Here is a 17,141-nt window from a genome sequence, read left to right as displayed (position 1 = left end):
CTGCATCACGCCAGTTCCCGCATCAAGGAGGCCAGCGCGCGCGAACCGCGCTGTTCCAGCGCCTCGATCACGCCCTGACGGTCGGCGTCGGGCTTGTTCTGCGACAGCTTGAAGGTTGGCCGCCACGCCTTGATTTCCATCTCGAACCCGACGATCCCGCCCAGCATCCGGGCGAAATCGTCCGCGCCCATCTTGTCCCTGGTCCATGCCGGGCCTTCGATCCGGGCTTCTTCGCGCGCCGAAAGCGTATCGAGAAAGCCGGTCAGCCCCTCAGGGTCCATCTGGCGCACCGGTCCTTCGAGTTCGAGCGCCACGTAGTTCCAGGTCGGCACTTGCGCGGTGTCGGCATACCAGCGCGGCGAGACATAGGCTTCCGGCCCGTTCACCACCGCCAGCGCGTCGTGCCCCGCGACATGGCGGGTCAGCGCGTTCCCGCGCGCAAGATGGAATTGCAGGGCCCCGTCGCCCGTCGACCATAGCGGCGTATGCGCCACGCGCGGACCGTCGGGCGTATGCGCGAAAATCGTCCCGAAACCGATCTGCTCGATCAGCGCTTCGTGCAGGGCGCGGTCGTCGCTGCGGAAGGCTGTATGGGGATGCATCAGCGGCTTTTGCTCCGCGCTCCACCGGGCTTGCCGCCCCGCGACGAAGGACCTTTGGCCGCGCCGCGCGCCGGGCTTTTTGGCGATCCCTTTGCCGGGCCCTTAGATGGTCCCTTTGCCGGTCCCTTTGGAGGTCCCTTGGCGGGGCCTCTGGATGCGGTCTTGCCCGCGCCTCTTGGTGCGCCCTTGGATGCTCCCATTTCGGCATCGCCTGACGCGCGTTTGGGCGGAGCTTTGGTGCGTTGCTGGGCGCGTTCCTTGTCGCGATCCTTGACGGTGCCCTTGGGCAGTCCCTTTGCCGTGGCCTTGCCGGCGCGCCTTGGCGCTTCTCTCTCGGCCGTTACGGTTCGCGACCGCCGCTCGCCGCGCCGGGCCTTGCGGTAATCCTTCGCATGGCGGCGGGCGGCCTGCTTCAGGTCGTCCTTATTCATCGGCGGCAGGCCGGCTTCGGGTTCGGCATCGCTCAACCCCTCGTCGAAACCGAGCTGTTCCATGCTCTGCGCGAAATGTTCGGGTAGGGGAGCGGTGACGTCGAGCTGGGTCCCGTCGGGGTGATCGATGATCAGGCGGCGCGCGTGCAGGTGCATCTTGCGGCTGATCGAACCGGTCAGGAACGCGGTCTGCCCGCCGTATTTGCCGTCGCCCACGATGGGATAGCCGATCGCGGCCATATGGACGCGAAGCTGGTGGGTGCGGCCGGTATGCGGTTCAAGCTCGACCCACGCGGCACTGTTGCCCGCGCGGTCGACGACGCGATAGCGGGTCTTGGCGGCCTGGCCTTCGTCGTCGACCATCATCTTTTCGCCGCCGGTGCCGGGTTGCTTGGCCAGCGGAAGCTCGATGATGCCCGCCGCGATGTCGGGAACGCCGACGACGAGCGCCCAATAGATCTTTTTGGCCGAACGGCCCGAGAATCGCTTGGAAAAGAACGCCGCGCTGCCGGGCGTGGCGGCGGTCAGCAGGACGCCGGAGGTATCCTTGTCCAGCCGGTGGACGAGCCGCGGGCGGGGCGCGTTCTTCGTGTCGCCGGTAAAGGCATCGAGCAGACGGTCGACGTGCTGTTTCGTGCCGGTGCCGCCCTGTGTCGCAAGTCCGGGCGGTTTGTTCAGCACGATGGCCGCGCGGTCGCGATGCAGCAGCATCGCGTCGGCCTGATCCAACTCTTCCTCGGTCAGCGGTTCGACATAAGTGCCCGACCCCTGAATCGCGGAACCGCCGGGTGGCACGCGAATCTGCTGGCCGGGCTGCAACCGGTCTTCGGGCTTGGCGCGTTTGCCGTCGACGCGGATCTGGCCGGTGCGGGCCCAGCGGCTGATGGTGGCAAAGCCGATTTGCGGCAGGTGCCGTTTGAACCAGCGATCCAGCCGTACGCCATCGTCGTCGTGCCCCACGATGAACTGGCGGACTTCGTTTTCGTCGTACGCGCTCATCCGGCGATCCTTATGACGGTTAGACCCAGGAACAGGCCGGCAATTCCGGCAGCGACCGATACGGCGGCGTAAATCGCCGCAAGCGCCGGATCGCCACGTTCCCAAAGGTTCAAGATTTCGAGAGAAAACGACGAGAAGGTGGTGAAGCCGCCCAACAGGCCAACCCCGACGAGCAAACGCCACCCTTCTGCGCCCATACCCTTGTCGCTGCCGTGCCGCGCCAGAATGCCGACGAGCAGGCCCATGCACAGGCTGCCGATGACATTGGCGGCCAGTGTCGCAAAGGGAAATGCACCGGACGCCGCCGGAAACAGCCGGCCCACCGCGCGCCCCAGATGGAAGCGCAGCAGCGCGCCCGTCCCGCCGCCCAGGGCGACGAGCAGCGAAGCGGCAACAGAGGATGGTGCAATCATTCGCGCTCCCTAGCGACCCGGGGCGATTTGCGAAAGGGTAACGACCTGTGCTATGTAAACAACGTCAAAGCGCCGCTTCGGGTTTCGAAGAGGCGCGAGGGTGCTTGCTTTTACCTGCTCCTGCTGGTAGCCGCCGCGCCGTTCTGGTCGATTCCGTGAGGGATTCGGCCTTCATGCATTTTTTCACCGTGGCGATCGGCACAGATGTTGCCGGCATGCCGTCTCGGTTTATGGATTTGAGGTAGAATCGTTTTATGCAGATCATGGTTCGCGATAACAATGTCGACCAAGCCCTCCGCGCTCTCAAGAAGAAGCTGCAGCGGGAAGGCGTCTATCGCGAGATGAAGCTGCGCCGCCACTTCGAAAAGCCGAGCGAAAAGCGCGCCCGCGAAAAGGCCGCTGCCGTGCGCCGCGCCCGCAAGCTGGAGCGCAAGCGCGTCGAGCGCGACGGTTCGCGGTAATATCGCATAACGGCATGGCCGGGCGCGCAAACATGCTTGCCGCGCCCGCCTGCTTGAGCCAAAGGGGCGCCTGACATTCGTCGGGTGCCCTTTTTGCTGCCCGCCATTCAAGTCGCCTGATGTACGAATCACGCCAGACGCACGAAACATGAAAGAGCACGATCATGACCGAAGTCACCCGCGTTCCCCTGCAGCCGATCGGCAAGGGCATTCTGGGCAAGCTTTGGCTTGGCGTCGCCTTTGCCATCCTGCTCGCCGCCGGCGCTGCCTGGGCCACGAGCTACAAGGGCGTGACTGTCGACACCCTGTCCGCCGGCACCGGCAACAGCCCGGCTGAAACCGACATCGTGCTCGTCAACTACGAAGGGCGTCTGGCCGACGGCACCGTGTTCGATTCGGGTGAGCGCGTGCCGTTCCCCGTCAACGGCGTCGTCCCCGGCTTTACCGAAGCGCTGCAGAAGATGCAGAAGGGCGGCCGTTACGAAGTCTTCATCCCCGCCGAACTCGCCTATGGCACCGAAGCGAAGGGTTCGATCCCCGCCAACAGCGACCTGACGTTTACGGTCGAACTCGTCGATTTCCGCACGCAGGCCGAGATCGAGGCGATGCAACGCCAGATGCAGCAGATGGGCATCGACCCCAGCGCGATGGGTCCGCAGGGGCCGCAGGGCATGCCCGGGGCACCCGTCGGCGAATAATTTCGCATGTGAGAGGGGGCAAGGCCACTCTCACGCTTGGCAACGGGGCGCGGGAAAGCTAACCCGCGCGCCATGTCTGTCGATAAAGCCACGGTCGCAAAGATCGCCTCGCTCGCCCGAATTCGCATGACGGATGCGGAGGTGGAGGCGATGGTCCCCGAACTGAACCAGATCCTGGGTTGGGTTGAACAACTCGGCGAGGTGGATTGCGCCGGCATCGAGCCGATGACCGCCGTCATCCCCAACACGCTGCGCCTGCGCGACGATGTCGTCGATGCCGATCCGCTGACCGGCGGCGGCGTGCGCGAAAAGGTGCTGGCCAATGCCCCCGCCGCCGAACACGGATTTTTCGGCGTGCCCAAGGTGATCGAATGATGAGCAATCTTACGGAACTGACCGTCGCCGCGATTCGCAAGGGCGTGGCCGACGGCGATTTCACCGCTGTTGAAGTGGCCGAGGCATTCAATGGCAATGTCGCCGCCGCCGATGCGCTCAACGCCTTTATCGTCGCGACGCCGGAAAAGGCGATCGCCGCGGCTGAGGCGGTGGACGCAAAACGCGCCAAGGGCGAATCGCTGGGCAAGATGGGCGGCGTGCCGATTGGCATGAAGGACCTGTTCGCCACCGACGGCGTGCAGACCACGGCGGCCAGCCACATGCTCGAAGGGTTCGTGCCGCAGTACGAATCGACTGTGTCGCAGAAACTGTGGGACGCGGGCGCGGGCATGCTGGGCAAGCTTAACCTCGACCAGTTCGCGATGGGTTCGTCGAACGAGACCAGCTATTTCGGCAATGTCATCAGCCCGTGGCGGCGCAACGACGCCAATGGCGTTCCGGGCAACGCCGCGCTGGCTCCGGGCGGTTCGTCGGGAGGTTCGTCTTCGGCCATCGCGGCGCGGCTGTGCCCGGCGGCGACCGGCACCGACACCGGCGGCTCGATCCGCCAGCCCGCCGCATTCACCGGCATTACCGGCATCAAGCCGACGTATGGCCGCTGCTCGCGCTGGGGCGTGGTGGCGTTCGCATCGTCGCTGGATCAGGCCGGGCCGATGGCGCGCGATGTAACCGACTGCGCGATCATGCTGGAGGCGATGGCGGGCTTCGATCCCAAGGATTCGACCTCGCTCGACATGCCTGTTCCCGCATGGGAAGCAGGCCTGAACCCCGACATGAAGGGCAAGAAGGTCGGCATCCCGCGCGAATACCGCATGGACGGGATGGACGACGAGATCGCCAAATCGTGGGATGACGGCATCGCGTGGCTCAAGGATGCGGGCGCCCAAGTCGTCGATATCTCGCTGCCCCACACGAAATACGCGCTTCCCGCATACTACATTATCGCGCCTGCCGAGGCATCGTCGAACCTCGCCCGCTATGATGGCGTGCGGTATGGATTGCGAGATTTGCCAGAGGGTGCAGGGCTGCAGGACATGTATGCCGCCACCCGCGCCGACGGTTTCGGGGCAGAGGTGAAGCGCCGCATCATGATCGGCACCTATGTGCTGAGCGCAGGCTTCTACGACGCATATTACAATCAGGCACAGCGGGTTCGCGCGCTGATCGCCCGCGATTTTGAACAGGCTTTCGAACAGTGCGACGTGATCCTCGCCCCCACGTGCCCCAGCGCGGCCTTCGCATTGGGCGACAAGACGAGCGATCCGCTGTCGATGTACCTGAACGACGTGTTCGCCGTGCCCGCCAGCCTTGCCGGGCTTCCGGCGATGAGCGTTCCGGCGGGCCTGAACAGCGAAGGGCTGCCGCTGGGCCTGCAGATCATCGGCAGGGCTTTCGACGAACAGGGCGTGCTGAACGCCGGGTTGGCGATTGAACAGCGCGCCGGGTTCACGGCGAAACCGGAGAAGTGGTGGTGAAATGGCTCGGTGAGCTGCTGTCTCTTCTGGCGTCACTGACCGGTCTGGTCAGTCCTGAATACAAGTCGACATCAGATCAGGCTATCGAGCGAAAGAGAAAGCGCGCCTACGAAGCGTGGAAGGCCAAGCACGGCTCGAAGTGGAACGAGAAATGAGCAACTACACGATTCAGGGCGCCACCGGCGAGTGGGAGGTCGTCATCGGCCTTGAAGTCCATGCGCAGGTCACGTCGAACGCCAAGCTGTTTTCTGGCGCCGCCACCGCGTTCGGCGCCGAACCCAATACGCAGGTCTCCCTTGTCGATGCGGCGATGCCCGGCATGTTGCCGGTGCCCAACCGCGAATGCATCCGTCAGGCCGTGCGCACCGGCATGGCAATCGACGCGCAGATCAACAAGTGGAGCCGGTTCGACCGCAAGAACTACTTCTACGCCGATCTGCCGCAGGGCTACCAGATCAGCCAGCTTTACCACCCGCTGGTGGGCGAGGGGCATCTGGACATCAGCCTTGACGACAAGAACCCCGACGCGGTCAAGCGCATCGGGGTCGAACGCATCCACGTCGAACAGGACGCGGGTAAGCTGATGCACGATCAGCATCCGACGATGTCCTATGTCGATCTCAACCGGTCGGGCGTCGCGCTGATGGAAATCGTGTCGAAGCCCGACATGCGTTCCCCTGCCGAGGCCGGGGCCTATGTCCGCAAACTGCGGGCGATCCTGCGCTATGTCGGATCGTGCGACGGCAACATGGAAGAAGGCTCGATGCGCGCCGACGTCAACGTGTCCGTGCGCAAGCCGGGCGGTGAACTGGGCACGCGCACCGAAACGAAGAACGTGAATTCGGTCCGTTTCGTGATGCAGGTCATCGAGTACGAGGCGAACCGACAGGTCGACGTGATCGAGAACGGTGGTGCGGTGAACCAGGAAACCCGCTTGTTCGACCCCGACACCGGCACGACGCGGACGATGCGGTCGAAGGAGGATGCGCACGATTATCGCTACTTCCCCGATCCCGACCTGCTGCCGCTCGAACTCGACGACGCGTTCCTCGATGCCTGCCGCGCCAGCTTGCCCGAATTGCCCGATGCCAAGCGGCTGCGGTACGAGAACGAGCTTGGCATGACCGCGTATAACGCGGGGCAGCTGACGATGGACGTCGATGTCTACAAGCGGTTCGAGGACATACTTGCCGCGACCGCGATCAAGCTCGACAAGCCCGAAAAGGCCGTGGCCACGCAAGTCGCCAATTGGGTGCTGTCGGTCGCGCCGGGCGTGAAGAACGCCGTTCCCGACGTCGACGAGGCGAATGACACCACCGGCGCCAATGCGGGCATCCTTGCCCTGTTGGCGAGCGATACGGTTTCGGGCGGTCAGGCGAAGGAGATCTACGAGATCGTCCTGAAAACCGGCCGCGAGCCGGAAGAAATCGCCGAGACCGAAGGGTTGAAGCAGAATTCTGACACCGGCGCGATCGAGGCCGTGGTCGACGAGGTTCTGGCCAACAACGCGGAAAAGGTCGCCGAATATCGCGGCGGCAAGGACAAGCTGTTCGGGTTCTTCGTCGGTCAGACGATGAAGGCCATGAAGGGGCAGGGCAATCCGGCCGTGGTCAACGAAATTCTGAAGGCCAAGCTGGGCTGACGATCAGCCGCTTCGCCCGCGAAGGGCAAGGCAAAAGGGGCCGCAGGGATCGAACCTGCGGCCCCTTTTTCATGACCGGTTTTCATGACTGGCGCCGTGCCTTAGCCGATGCGCGTTCCCGACATCTGAAGCGCGCCGAAACCGCCATCGATCATTTCGCCGGTGATCGCATCGCCATCGACACTTGCCTTGCCTTCAATCGTCATCGGCATGGGCGCGGTCATCGTCACCTTGAACGTCAGGGCGTTGCCGTCGATCACGCCGTCTTCGATATCGATGGAGCCGAGCGGGCCCGTGAACGCGCCGGTGAAGCTCTTGTCGTCATCGGACGGAACAACGCTGAATGTGCCCTTCTGGTCGCCCATCGGGGTCTTGGTGGTGATTTCGTAAGTTCCGCCTACCGACATAGCTGGCCCCTTTTGTGTTCGCCGTGGCACGGTCTACCTGCCGGATTGTCCTGCATCAATTGCATTGCACATTCGCTAGCCTATGTTTCGTGAACGGGAGAAGCGACGAACGGTCGACAGGCAAAAATTCGCGCGCCAATCCTTGTGTTGCTAATCTGCAACACCATCTGAGGTCGGCATTCAGGAGAGACGCGCATGAACCTCGAGAAATTCACCGACCGGGCCAAGGGTTTCCTACAAGCAGCGCAGACCGTGGCGATCCGCATGAACCATCAGCGGATTTCGCCAGATCATATCCTGAAAGCCCTGCTCGAAGATGGCGAGGGCATGGCTTCGGGCCTGATCCAGCGCGCCGGCGGCAACCCCGTCCTGGCGCAGCAGGAAGTCGACAAGGCGCTGGCCAAGGTGCCCGCCGTGTCGGGCGGCGGAGCGCAACAGACGCCGGGGCTCGACAACGATGCGGTGCGCATTCTGGATCAGGCCGAGCAACTCGCGACCAAGTCCAACGATGCTTACGTCACGGTCGAACGGTTGCTGCTGGCGATCGCGCTGGCGACGACGACGGCGGCCGGGCAGGCGCTCAAAGCCGCGAACCTCACGCCGCAAGCGCTCGAAGCCGCGATCACTGACCTTCGCGGCGGTCGCCGGGCCGATAGCGCGAGCGCGGAAGAAAGCTATGAAGCGATGCAGAAATACGCCCGCGACCTGACCGCCGCGGCGCGCGAAGGCAAGCTGGACCCCGTCATCGGCCGCGACGAGGAAATCCGCCGGACGGTGCAAATCCTTGCCCGCCGCACCAAGAACAATCCCGTGCTGATCGGCGAACCGGGGGTGGGCAAGACCGCGATCGCCGAAGGGCTCGCGCTGCGCATCGCCAATGGCGACGTGCCCGACAGCCTTAAGGATCGGGCGCTGATGTCGCTCGACATGGGCAGCCTGATCGCGGGCGCGAAATATCGCGGCGAGTTCGAGGAGCGGCTGAAGGCCGTGCTTGACGAAGTGAAGGCCGCCGAAGGGCACATCATCCTGTTCATCGACGAAATGCACACGCTGATCGGCGCGGGCAAATCCGAAGGCGCGATGGATGCGGGTAACCTGTTGAAGCCTGCGCTGGCACGCGGCGAACTGCACTGCATCGGCGCGACGACGCTCGACGAATATCAGAAATACGTCGAAAAGGACGCGGCGCTGCAGCGGCGGTTCCAGCCGATCTTCGTGGGTGAACCGACGGTCGAGGATACGATTTCGATCCTGCGCGGGCTGAAGGAAAAGTACGAACTGCACCACGGCGTGCGTATCACCGACGGCGCGATCGTCGCCGCGGCGCAATTGTCGAACCGCTATATCTCGGATCGTTTCCTGCCCGACAAGGCCATTGACCTGATGGACGAGGCGGCGTCGCGCATCCGCATGGAAGTGGAGAGCAAGCCCGAGGAGATCGAGAACCTCGACCGGCGCATCATCCAGTTGAAGATCGAGGAGCAGGCGCTCCAGAAAGAGACCGACCAGGCTTCCATCGACAGGCTGACGACCTTACGCGAAGACCTCGCCAATCTGGAACAGCAGTCGTCCGAACTGACCACCCGCTGGCAGAACGAGCGTGACAAGATCGCGGCCGAAGGCAAGGTCAAGGAAGAGCTGGATGCCGCGCGCATCGAGTTGGAGCAGGCGCAGCGCGGCGGCGATCTGGCCAAGGCCGGAGAGCTTTCCTATGGCAAGATCCCCGAACTGGAACGCAAGCTGGCCGAAGCCTCGGCCCAGTCCGAAAACTCGCTGCTGCGTGAGGAAGTGACCGAGGACGACATCGCCGGCGTCGTGTCCAAGTGGACCGGCGTCCCCGTCGACAAGATGATGGAAGGCGAGCGCGACAAGCTGCTCAAGATGGAGGACGCGATCGGCAAGCGCGTCATCGGGCAGGCGCAGGCGGTCGAAGCCGTGTCCAAGGCCGTGCGCCGCGCGCGTGCGGGGCTGCAGGACCCGAACCGGCCGCTGGGCAGTTTCCTGTTTCTTGGCCCCACGGGCGTCGGCAAGACCGAACTGACCAAGGCGCTCGCCGAATTCCTGTTCGACGACGACACCGCGATGGTGCGCATCGACATGAGCGAGTTCATGGAAAAGCATGCTGTCGCCCGCCTGATTGGCGCGCCTCCGGGCTATGTCGGGTATGAAGAGGGCGGCGTGCTGACCGAAGCAGTGCGGCGCAGGCCCTATCAGGTCGTGCTGTTCGACGAGGTTGAGAAGGCGCACCAGGACGTGTTCAACGTGCTTTTGCAGGTGCTTGACGATGGTCGCCTGACGGACGGTCATGGCCGCGTGGTCGATTTTTCGAACACTCTGATCATCCTGACCTCAAACCTCGGCAGCCAGTATCTCGCCAATCTTGAGGACGGGCAAAAGGTGGAGGATGTCGAGCCGCAGGTGATGGAAGTCGTGCGCGGGCATTTCCGTCCGGAATTCCTCAACCGGCTGGACGAAATCATCCTGTTCCACCGGCTGGGCGCGGAACACATGGCCCCGATCGTGGAGATCCAGGTGGGCCGGGTGCAGAAGCTGCTGAAGGACCGCAAGATCGTGCTCGAACTGACCGATGCCGCCAAGCGCTGGCTGGGCCGCGTTGGTTACGATCCGGTCTATGGCGCGCGGCCGCTGAAGCGGGCGGTGCAGCGGTACCTTCAGGACCCGATGGCGGAGATGCTGTTGCGCGGCGAAATCCCCGACGGCAGCACGGTTAGCATCGACGAGGGCGACGGCGGGCTGGCCATCGGGGTCGGCAAGGCTTGATTTCGCGCAACTGAGCGACAGTCTATCCGGGGCCGGTTGCGGCAGCGATCGGCCCCGATTGACAGCGTAGGTGCGATAGTCGAGGCATGGGGCATGCCTGCACCGATTACCAGCATCACCATCGTCGGCGGGGGTACGACCGGTTGGTTGGCCGCCGCGTTCCTCGCCACGCGTTTCGAACCGGGAATCACATCCGGAAAGATGACGATCACGGTCGTCGAATCGCCGACGATCCCGATCATCGGAGTGGGCGAATCGCTGTCGCCCGCCGCGCCCGAGACGCTGAAAACGCTTGGCGTTCCCGAACGCGCGTTCATGGTCGAGACCGATGCCACCTTCAAGCTGGCCGGTTATTTCCTTAATTGGGACGTCGGCGCGCGCGGGCAGCCGATGTCATGGGTCAATCCCTTCATCGGTTACCTGACCGCAGGGTACGAATTCGAACGATTTGAACTGGCAGGCAAGCCGTTTGGCGATGCGCCTGATTACGCCGCGACGATATCGCCGTGCCGCGATGCGATCGAACGGACCAGGGGGCCGCGCCGGATCGGGCAGGGCGATTTCGAAGCGGTGCTGCGCTATGCCTATCACACCGACGCAAGCCGTTATGCCGGGCTGTTGAAGAAGGTCGCGCTGCATCGCGGCGTTGTCCATGTCGCCGATGACGTGGTCGACGTGGCGCTGCGCGAAGACGGTTTCGTGGACAGTCTTTTGCTTGCGAAGGGCGGCCGCCATCCGGTCGAGCTGGTGATCGACGCCACGGGCTTTGCCGGCGTCATCCTGAAGAAGGCGCTCGGCATCGGGCACGTCGATTATTCGCAGACCCTGCTCAACGATCGGGCGGCCGTGATCCAGCTCGACTGGCCGGCCATGGGTGAGATCGAACCGGCCACCCGCGCCACCGCGCTGGGTCACGGCTGGGCGTTTCGCGTGCCGCTCTATCACCGTACCGGCAACGGTTACGTCTATTCCAGCCGGTTCATCAGCGACGACGATGCGCGAGTGGAATTTGCCGCGCATCTGGGCGATCCCAAGCTGGCCGAGCGGATGCGCATCATCCCGATGCGGATCGGCCGGGCCAGTCGCAACTGGGTCGGCAACTGCATCGCGATGGGGCTGAGTTCGGGCTTTGTCGAACCGCTTGAGGCTTCGGCGATCTATACGGTCGAAACCTCGCTCAAATGGCTGATGAACTATTTTCCGACGAGCGATTTTCCCCAGTCGCTGGCCGATCGCTACAACCAGCGGACCGCCGCGCTTTACGACGAAGTGGTGGAATACATCGCGCTCCACTACCACCTGTCCAATCGCGCCGACACGGCATACTGGCGCGCGCAGCGGACAGAACCGAAGCTGCCCGAACGGCTGGCCGAGAACCTCGCGATCTGGCGCCATGCGCTGCCGGTGCAGGCGGACGTGCAGCCGACCAACTACTTCGACCACAACACCTATCTCGCCGCGCTGTTTGGCAAGGGTTTCTACAAGGGTGGCGAATTGCGGCCCGAGCGGACGCTTGATCCCGGCGAATGGGCGCAATTGCGCCAGACCATCGACGACACGCATCGCCGGGCGATCAACGCGCTGCCGGGGCACCGCGAATTGCTCGATTCCTTCCGCCGCTGAGCCGTCCCCTCGGCACCGGATGACGGTGCGCGATGGGACTACCGCACGTTCATTGCAGCCATGAAAAAGGGGGCGGTGCTTTCGCACCGCCCCCGAATTTCGCGTGGATCGCGACCGGTTCTTAGAACTGGCCGGAGATGCCAAAGCGGAAGTAGCGGCCCGTCTGGAACGACGTAACGCGCTGGTAGTAAGGGTTGATCACGTCCTGATCGTCGAGGTCGCCGAACTCGTTGAAGTCGAGCTTGCTCTTGAAGTTGAAGACGTTGAACACATCCATCCGCAAGGTCACGCCACCGTCGGTCGACGGGAACGGGATCGTGTAGGCGGCGCTCAGATCGATACGCTTGGTCCAGTCACTGTCGAACACGTTGCCACGGCCAACCGGCTCGTTGAGCGTGCCTTCGACGTTACCGGCTTCGATCTGCGCGTTGCAGTACCACGAAGCGGCAAGATCGTCCGTGGCGCGACCGTCACCCACCGGGTAGGTGCCGACGCAACCGAACTTGCGGGGCGATTGAACGATCGCGTTGAAGCCGAGGTTGAAGTTGTCGACCGGCTTGACGTTGCCGAACACCTTGAAGGTGTGCGTACGGTGGTTGGGAAGGTAGCCACTGGCACCGTCCATCCAGCCGAGTTCGTCGAAGTCCTGCGTCAGGCCGGTATCGTCCTGACCGTTGTCCGATTTCACGCCGCCTTCGTAGTTGCCCTTCGAACGTGCCCAGACATAGGAGGCGTTGAGGCCCCAGATGCCGTCGAATGCACGCTCCATCTTGAACTCGGCCGCGTAGTAGTTGCGCTTGGCCTTAGGCAGATTGAAGAACGAGTTCGGGATCGTCAACTCGTGCAGTTCGCCGTTTTCGTCGACCGCATCGACGATCAGGTCCTTGCCCGGGTTCAACAGGACGTAACCGCCGCTGCCGAAGGAAGGAACTGCGTCAGGCGAGCACCACTCGAGAGTCTGCGTGGCGCAGTACGCTTCGGTGATCGAGTTGTACGAACCCGAACCGTCGAAGTCGACGTCTTCGAGAACCGCACCCAGCTTACGATAGGTGAAGTTGGCCGAGAGCTTGACCAACGACGACACGTTGTATTCGCCGCCGACGATGAATTCGTCGAGGTACTGCGGGCTCAGGTTCTTGGAAACGAGCGTCGAAGCCGGAACGACTTCGCCGTCGCCCAGGATGTTCGCCACGACCTTGGTACCCAGCGTCGGATTGACGAGGCTGCCGTTGTAGTTGCCGTTGCCGTCGACCGGAAGCGTGTAATAATCCTCGGTGAAGAACTCGGCACCCGCAAGGCGGATGTTCGTGTTTGCTGCAACGGGGATGTAATAACGACCGTAGAAGGCAGACAGACGGGCACGCTTCTCACCGGTGGGGTCGAAGTTGATGCCGATGCGCGGCTGCCACTGGTTCTTCAGCGTGGTGAAGGTGTTGCCGTTACCGTCGGAGTTTTCGAACTTGTCGTTACGAACGCCGAGCGACAGGTTGATCTGGTCGGTTACGTCCCAGTCGTCCTGGATGTAGAACGCGGTGTTCTTCGATCCGAATTCGCCACCCGATTGGAGATCGCGAACGCGGACATAGTCCGTGTTCGGATCGATCAGGCCACCCTGCGCGCCGTTGGCACCCGAACGGTAATACCGATAGTAGGTGCCACCCGAGTACTGCGTGGTGTTGATGGCGGTCAGGTTTTCGCGGTCGAAGCCCATGCGCACATTGTGCGAGCCCAGCATGTCGAAGCTGATGTCGGCATCGACACGATAGTTTTCGCGCGTGTCGCGACCGGTGTCGATAACGCCAGCGGGGTTACCGGCCTGATAGACAAGCGATCCGCTGCGTCCGTCGAGAACGTAGGGAACCGTGTCAGCGTCACCCTGCGAGGTCTGGTCGAACTTCGACTTGCCGTAGAGAGCCGAGAGGGTCAGCCAGTCGGTGAAGGCACCGGTGTACTTGAAGATCATGTTCGAACCACCGGCAAAGTTGGTGGTCCGCGTCGATTCGCCGGTATCCAGAACGGTCTGATTGACGATTTCGTCCTGGCTGTCGTTGAAGTAGGTGGCTTCAACGCGGTGACCGTCGAACAAGTTCAGGTCGAGCTTACCGCCGTAGAACGGATCGTTGGTCTTGCGGCTAGTCAAGGTAGTGTCGGTGTACGTCCCGAGCAGGTTGCCTTGCTCATCCTGATCTTCGACGCGCGCCGTGTCGGACTGCGTGAAATGGCGCGGGTTGAAGAAGCCGAAGAAGAACAGGCGGTCGGCGAGGATCGGGCCGGACAGCCAGAGGTTGCCTTCGATCTGCGTGCGCTTGTCGAGCGAGTTGTTCTGCGAATAGGTGTTGGGAACGGTTTCGCGGGTCGAATCCGGAATGTAGCTGGCGTTGAAGCCGCCATGGAATTCGTTGCCGCCCGAACGGGTCAGGGCGATAACCGCACCACCGGTGTTGCGACCGAATTCGGCCTGGTAGCCGCCGGTCTTCACCTGCACCTGGTCATAGAACTCGAACGGCACCGTCGTTCCGCCCACGAAGGTACGGAAGTTCGTGATGTTCATGCCGTTGATGTAATAAACGTTTTCGGCAACCGACGAACCGGAGATCGAAACGCCACCGAATGCCGAATCGCCCGAGGTCACGCCGGGGGTGAGCAGCTGGATGGCTTCGATGTTGCGGGGGACCGGAATGTTCTCGACAACGTTCTGGACGTTGAAGACAGCGCCGGTGGCGGTGCCCGAGAAGTCGACCGTACGCACGGCGCGACCGGTCACGACAATCACGTCACCTTCGGTCACGACGGCAGAGACGGGGAAATTGTAGTTCGAACCGCCCAGGTTCACGCCAACGTTTTCGCTGCGTGTCGTCTGGTAGCCGGGAGCGGTGATCGTCACGGCATAGTTGCCGATCGGAAGCTGCGACAGCGAGAAGTTGCCGTTAGCGTTCGTGGTGGTGGTCCGCGAAAAGCCGCGTTCGCTGGATTCGACGGAAATCGCAGCGCCCGATACCGGGTTGCCCGAATCGTCGGTGACGGTGCCCGAGAGCGAACCTGCGGTAACGTCCTGCGCCGAGGCGACAGTCGGCAGAGCGACTGACGCGAATACGCCGGCGCCGACCAGAGCGAGCACGTTAAGGGCGGAGCTCGCCTCTAGCGCACGCTTGCGAATGGTGTTGAGTTTCATGTGATGCAGTCCCTTTGCATTTCTGATCCCGACCTCTTCCCAAAAGCCGGGATATTTTCCCGCACGCGCTTCAGGGGAACGCCGGGAATAGAAGTGGCATCCAACATCGGACCGGTTAATGCAAAAGCAGATAGTCTCATTTGAGAATATTATGGACCGACTGTTGCTTAATCATCACAAAATTTGGCGGACGGACTGGCGTTCGCGCTTGCACAAACTTCTGCCGGACCCGGCGCGCTGACAATTGTGTAAAATGCGCGTTATTTCCATATTCTCTAAGCCCTTAAACTCCGGTCAAGCGCAGGCTCAGGTTTCCACTGCAACGGAGTCGGTTTCCCATGAAACGAGGGGGCGGCATGTAATCCTGCGTTTAGCCCGGCTCGGTAACTAAATGTGGTATTTCGACAACATGGCATTCTGGTTGTTACTTTTGGTTGGCGGATAGCGATCATTTGCGTATCAGGCGGGATTATGGCCCCAGTAAAACCCCGTCTGGCAGACTTTCTGCCCTATCGCCTTTCAGTAACCTCAAACGCTGTCAGCGCGCGCATTGCAGCGGATTACAAGACGCGATTTGGGGTCAACGTCCCCGAATGGCGCGTGATGGCCGTGCTGGGCGATGTCGGCGCTTTGACCCAGCGCCAGCTGGTCAGTGCCACGTTCATGGACAAGGTCGCCGTCAATCGCGCGTGCAAGGTCCTGGCGGATCGCGGGCTGGTCGCACGAAGCCCGAATGACAGCGATGGCCGCTCGCATCTGCTCGAACTCACCGAATCGGGGCGCGAAATGCACAGCCAGATCATGCCGCTTGGGCTCAGCCTGGAAGAACGGCTGGTCGAATGCCTGACCGCGGCGGAACAGCGCAGCCTGCGCCGCATCCTCGACAAGCTGTTCGCACAGGTCCGTGCCACCGACATGAATTGAACGTCTCGCACGGGTGGCCCGCGACGCCGGCGCGACAAATACGGCGGTCATAACAAAAAGGCGGCGGGGACGTGATCCCCGCCGCCTTTTTCGTTGTGCTGACGCCGCCTACGACTTCCGGTTGAGGAAGGTGTCGGAGATGGCGCAGGCCGCAGGACCCAGGATCACGATGAACAGCACCGGCAGGATGAACAGGATCAACGGCACGGTCATGATCGCAGGCAGGCGAGCCGCCTTTTCCTCGGCCCGCATCATGCGTTGGTTGCGGAATTCGGCCGAAAGCACGCGCAGCGCGCTGGCGAGCGGCGTGCCGTAACGTTCGGTTTGCACCATCGTCGTCGTCACGCCCTTCACCGCTTCGAGATCAACGCGATAGGCGAGGTTGTCGAACGCCTGCTTGCGTTCGGACAGGAACGACAGTTCGATCGAGGTCAGGGCGAATTCGTCGGCGAGTTCGGGATAGGCGCGGCCCAGTTCCTTTGACACGCGACCGAAGGCGGCGTCGACGGTCAGGCCGGCTTCGGCGCAGATCACCAACAGGTCGAGCGCATCGGGCAGGCCCTTGCGGATTGCCGTCGTGCGCTTGCCGATCACGTTCTTGAGCCAGATGTCCGGCCCCTTGTAACCGAAGATCAGGATCGCGGCGAAAGTGTTGAAGCGACGGATGCTGCCCCATCCGGGGTACATGTCGGTCCAATAGATCATGGTCGCGGCCAACAGGCCGAAAGTGATCATCAGGACCGGGCGCGCCGCCACGACGATATAGGCCAGTTCCTTGCGGCGGATGCCGGCCTGCGTCAGTTTCTGTTCGATCGTGGCCAGCTGCGAATCCTGCAACATCTTCAACGAGCCGAGGATGTCGCGGATCTTGTTCGTGACGTCGGTCTTGCGGCGGATCGAGCGGCGCACGTTGATCGTGCCCATCAATCCGGCCTTTAGGTCTTCGCGCCTTGCGGCCAGCGACTTCACGCGCTTGGCCATCGGGTCGCGGACGGTGACAGCAGCATAGACTGCCATCATCGCGGCAAGTGCGGCGATGCCGGCGAGCAGGGTTCCGACGAGGATGACGTCGAAGCCGAGAAGCGTTGGACCTGCGGGATTGTTGATCATTGCCTGT

At 62.7% G+C, this 17,141-nt stretch carries 15 protein-coding genes; 9 read left to right on the top strand and 6 right to left on the bottom strand.

The features are described from left to right. Positions 1-5: 5 nt before the first annotated feature. Genes EKN06_RS10695 through crcB form a run of 3 tightly spaced genes read right to left on the bottom strand, consistent with a single transcriptional unit; the run spans position 6 to position 2,445 of the window. Entirely contained in the window at positions 6-602 is a 597-nt protein-coding gene (locus EKN06_RS10695; RefSeq protein WP_127612901.1) for an FMN-binding negative transcriptional regulator, read from the bottom strand. After that, the gene (locus EKN06_RS10690; protein ID WP_127612900.1) at positions 602-2,032 is read right to left on the bottom strand and encodes an RluA family pseudouridine synthase; all 1,431 of its coding nucleotides are present in this window, start codon (positions 2,030-2,032) and stop codon (positions 602-604) included. Before EKN06_RS10690 ends, EKN06_RS10695 begins: the two co-directional genes overlap by 1 nt. Beyond that, positions 2,029-2,445: a fluoride efflux transporter CrcB gene (crcB, locus tag EKN06_RS10685; protein WP_127612899.1), complete on the bottom strand. Its 417-nt coding sequence runs from the start codon at positions 2,443-2,445 to the stop codon at positions 2,029-2,031. Before crcB ends, EKN06_RS10690 begins: the two co-directional genes overlap by 4 nt. A 254-nt stretch (positions 2,446-2,699) precedes the next feature. Between crcB and rpsU the strand changes: the two genes are divergently transcribed. The 6 genes from rpsU to gatB all read left to right on the top strand — a co-directional run bounded on the left by rpsU (position 2,700) and on the right by gatB (position 7,117). Continuing rightward, positions 2,700-2,906 (top strand): 30S ribosomal protein S21, encoded by a 207-nt coding sequence (rpsU, locus tag EKN06_RS10680; protein WP_127612898.1) that lies wholly within the window; start codon positions 2,700-2,702, stop codon positions 2,904-2,906. Between the two features lie 164 nt (positions 2,907-3,070). Continuing rightward, entirely contained in the window at positions 3,071-3,604 is a 534-nt protein-coding gene (locus tag EKN06_RS10675) for an FKBP-type peptidyl-prolyl cis-trans isomerase (protein WP_127612897.1), read from the top strand. Positions 3,605-3,676: 72 nt separating this feature from the next. After that, on the top strand, positions 3,677-3,979 hold the full coding sequence (gene gatC, locus EKN06_RS10670) for an Asp-tRNA(Asn)/Glu-tRNA(Gln) amidotransferase subunit GatC (RefSeq protein ID WP_127612896.1): 303 nt from the start codon (positions 3,677-3,679) through the stop codon (positions 3,977-3,979). Continuing rightward, positions 3,979-5,475 carry an Asp-tRNA(Asn)/Glu-tRNA(Gln) amidotransferase subunit GatA gene (gene gatA, locus EKN06_RS10665; protein WP_127612895.1) on the top strand — a complete coding sequence of 499 codons (1,497 nt, stop codon included), beginning with the start codon at positions 3,979-3,981 and terminating at the stop codon, positions 5,473-5,475. Before gatC ends, gatA begins: the two co-directional genes overlap by 1 nt. Next, on the top strand, positions 5,469-5,630 hold the full coding sequence (locus EKN06_RS15690; RefSeq protein WP_164844043.1) for a hypothetical protein: 162 nt from the start codon (positions 5,469-5,471) through the stop codon (positions 5,628-5,630). Before gatA ends, EKN06_RS15690 begins: the two co-directional genes overlap by 7 nt. Then, complete coding sequence (gatB, locus tag EKN06_RS10660) at positions 5,627-7,117, top strand: Asp-tRNA(Asn)/Glu-tRNA(Gln) amidotransferase subunit GatB (protein ID WP_127612894.1); 1,491 nt, start codon at positions 5,627-5,629, stop codon at positions 7,115-7,117. The genes EKN06_RS15690 and gatB overlap by 4 nt, the downstream gene beginning before the upstream one ends. A 101-nt stretch (positions 7,118-7,218) precedes the next feature. On the opposite strand, the gene EKN06_RS10655 is transcribed toward gatB, so the two are convergent. Then, on the bottom strand, positions 7,219-7,524 hold the full coding sequence (locus EKN06_RS10655; protein ID WP_127612893.1) for a hypothetical protein: 306 nt from the start codon (positions 7,522-7,524) through the stop codon (positions 7,219-7,221). Positions 7,525-7,719: 195 nt separating this feature from the next. On the opposite strand from EKN06_RS10655, the gene clpB reads away from it, so the two are divergent. Then, positions 7,720-10,305 (top strand): ATP-dependent chaperone ClpB, encoded by a 2,586-nt coding sequence (gene clpB, locus EKN06_RS10650; protein ID WP_127612892.1) that lies wholly within the window; start codon positions 7,720-7,722, stop codon positions 10,303-10,305. Positions 10,306-10,398: 93 nt separating this feature from the next. Further along, on the top strand, positions 10,399-11,928 hold the full coding sequence (locus EKN06_RS10645) for a tryptophan halogenase family protein (protein WP_127612891.1): 1,530 nt from the start codon (positions 10,399-10,401) through the stop codon (positions 11,926-11,928). Positions 11,929-12,049: 121 nt separating this feature from the next. On the opposite strand, the gene EKN06_RS10640 is transcribed toward EKN06_RS10645, so the two are convergent. Further along, a complete protein-coding gene (locus EKN06_RS10640; RefSeq protein WP_127612890.1) occupies positions 12,050-15,100 on the bottom strand; it encodes a TonB-dependent receptor in 3,051 nt (1,016 codons plus the stop codon). Positions 15,101-15,571: 471 nt separating this feature from the next. Between EKN06_RS10640 and EKN06_RS10635 the strand changes: the two genes are divergently transcribed. Next, positions 15,572-16,024, top strand: a complete 453-nt coding sequence (locus EKN06_RS10635) for a MarR family winged helix-turn-helix transcriptional regulator (protein WP_127612889.1) — start codon at positions 15,572-15,574, stop codon at positions 16,022-16,024. Between the two features lie 108 nt (positions 16,025-16,132). Here the strand turns inward: EKN06_RS10635 and EKN06_RS10630 are convergent, their stop codons facing one another. After that, entirely contained in the window at positions 16,133-17,134 is a 1,002-nt protein-coding gene (locus tag EKN06_RS10630) for a type II secretion system F family protein (protein ID WP_127612888.1), read from the bottom strand. Between the last annotated feature and the right edge of the window lie 7 nt (positions 17,135-17,141).

Origin of the sequence: Croceicoccus ponticola, from assembly GCF_004004515.1 — a bacterium.
Classification (GTDB): domain Bacteria; phylum Pseudomonadota; class Alphaproteobacteria; order Sphingomonadales; family Sphingomonadaceae; genus Croceicoccus; species Croceicoccus ponticola.
The sequence above is the reverse complement of the archived record's forward strand: the minus strand, read 5'-3'. Positions and strand labels throughout refer to the sequence as shown.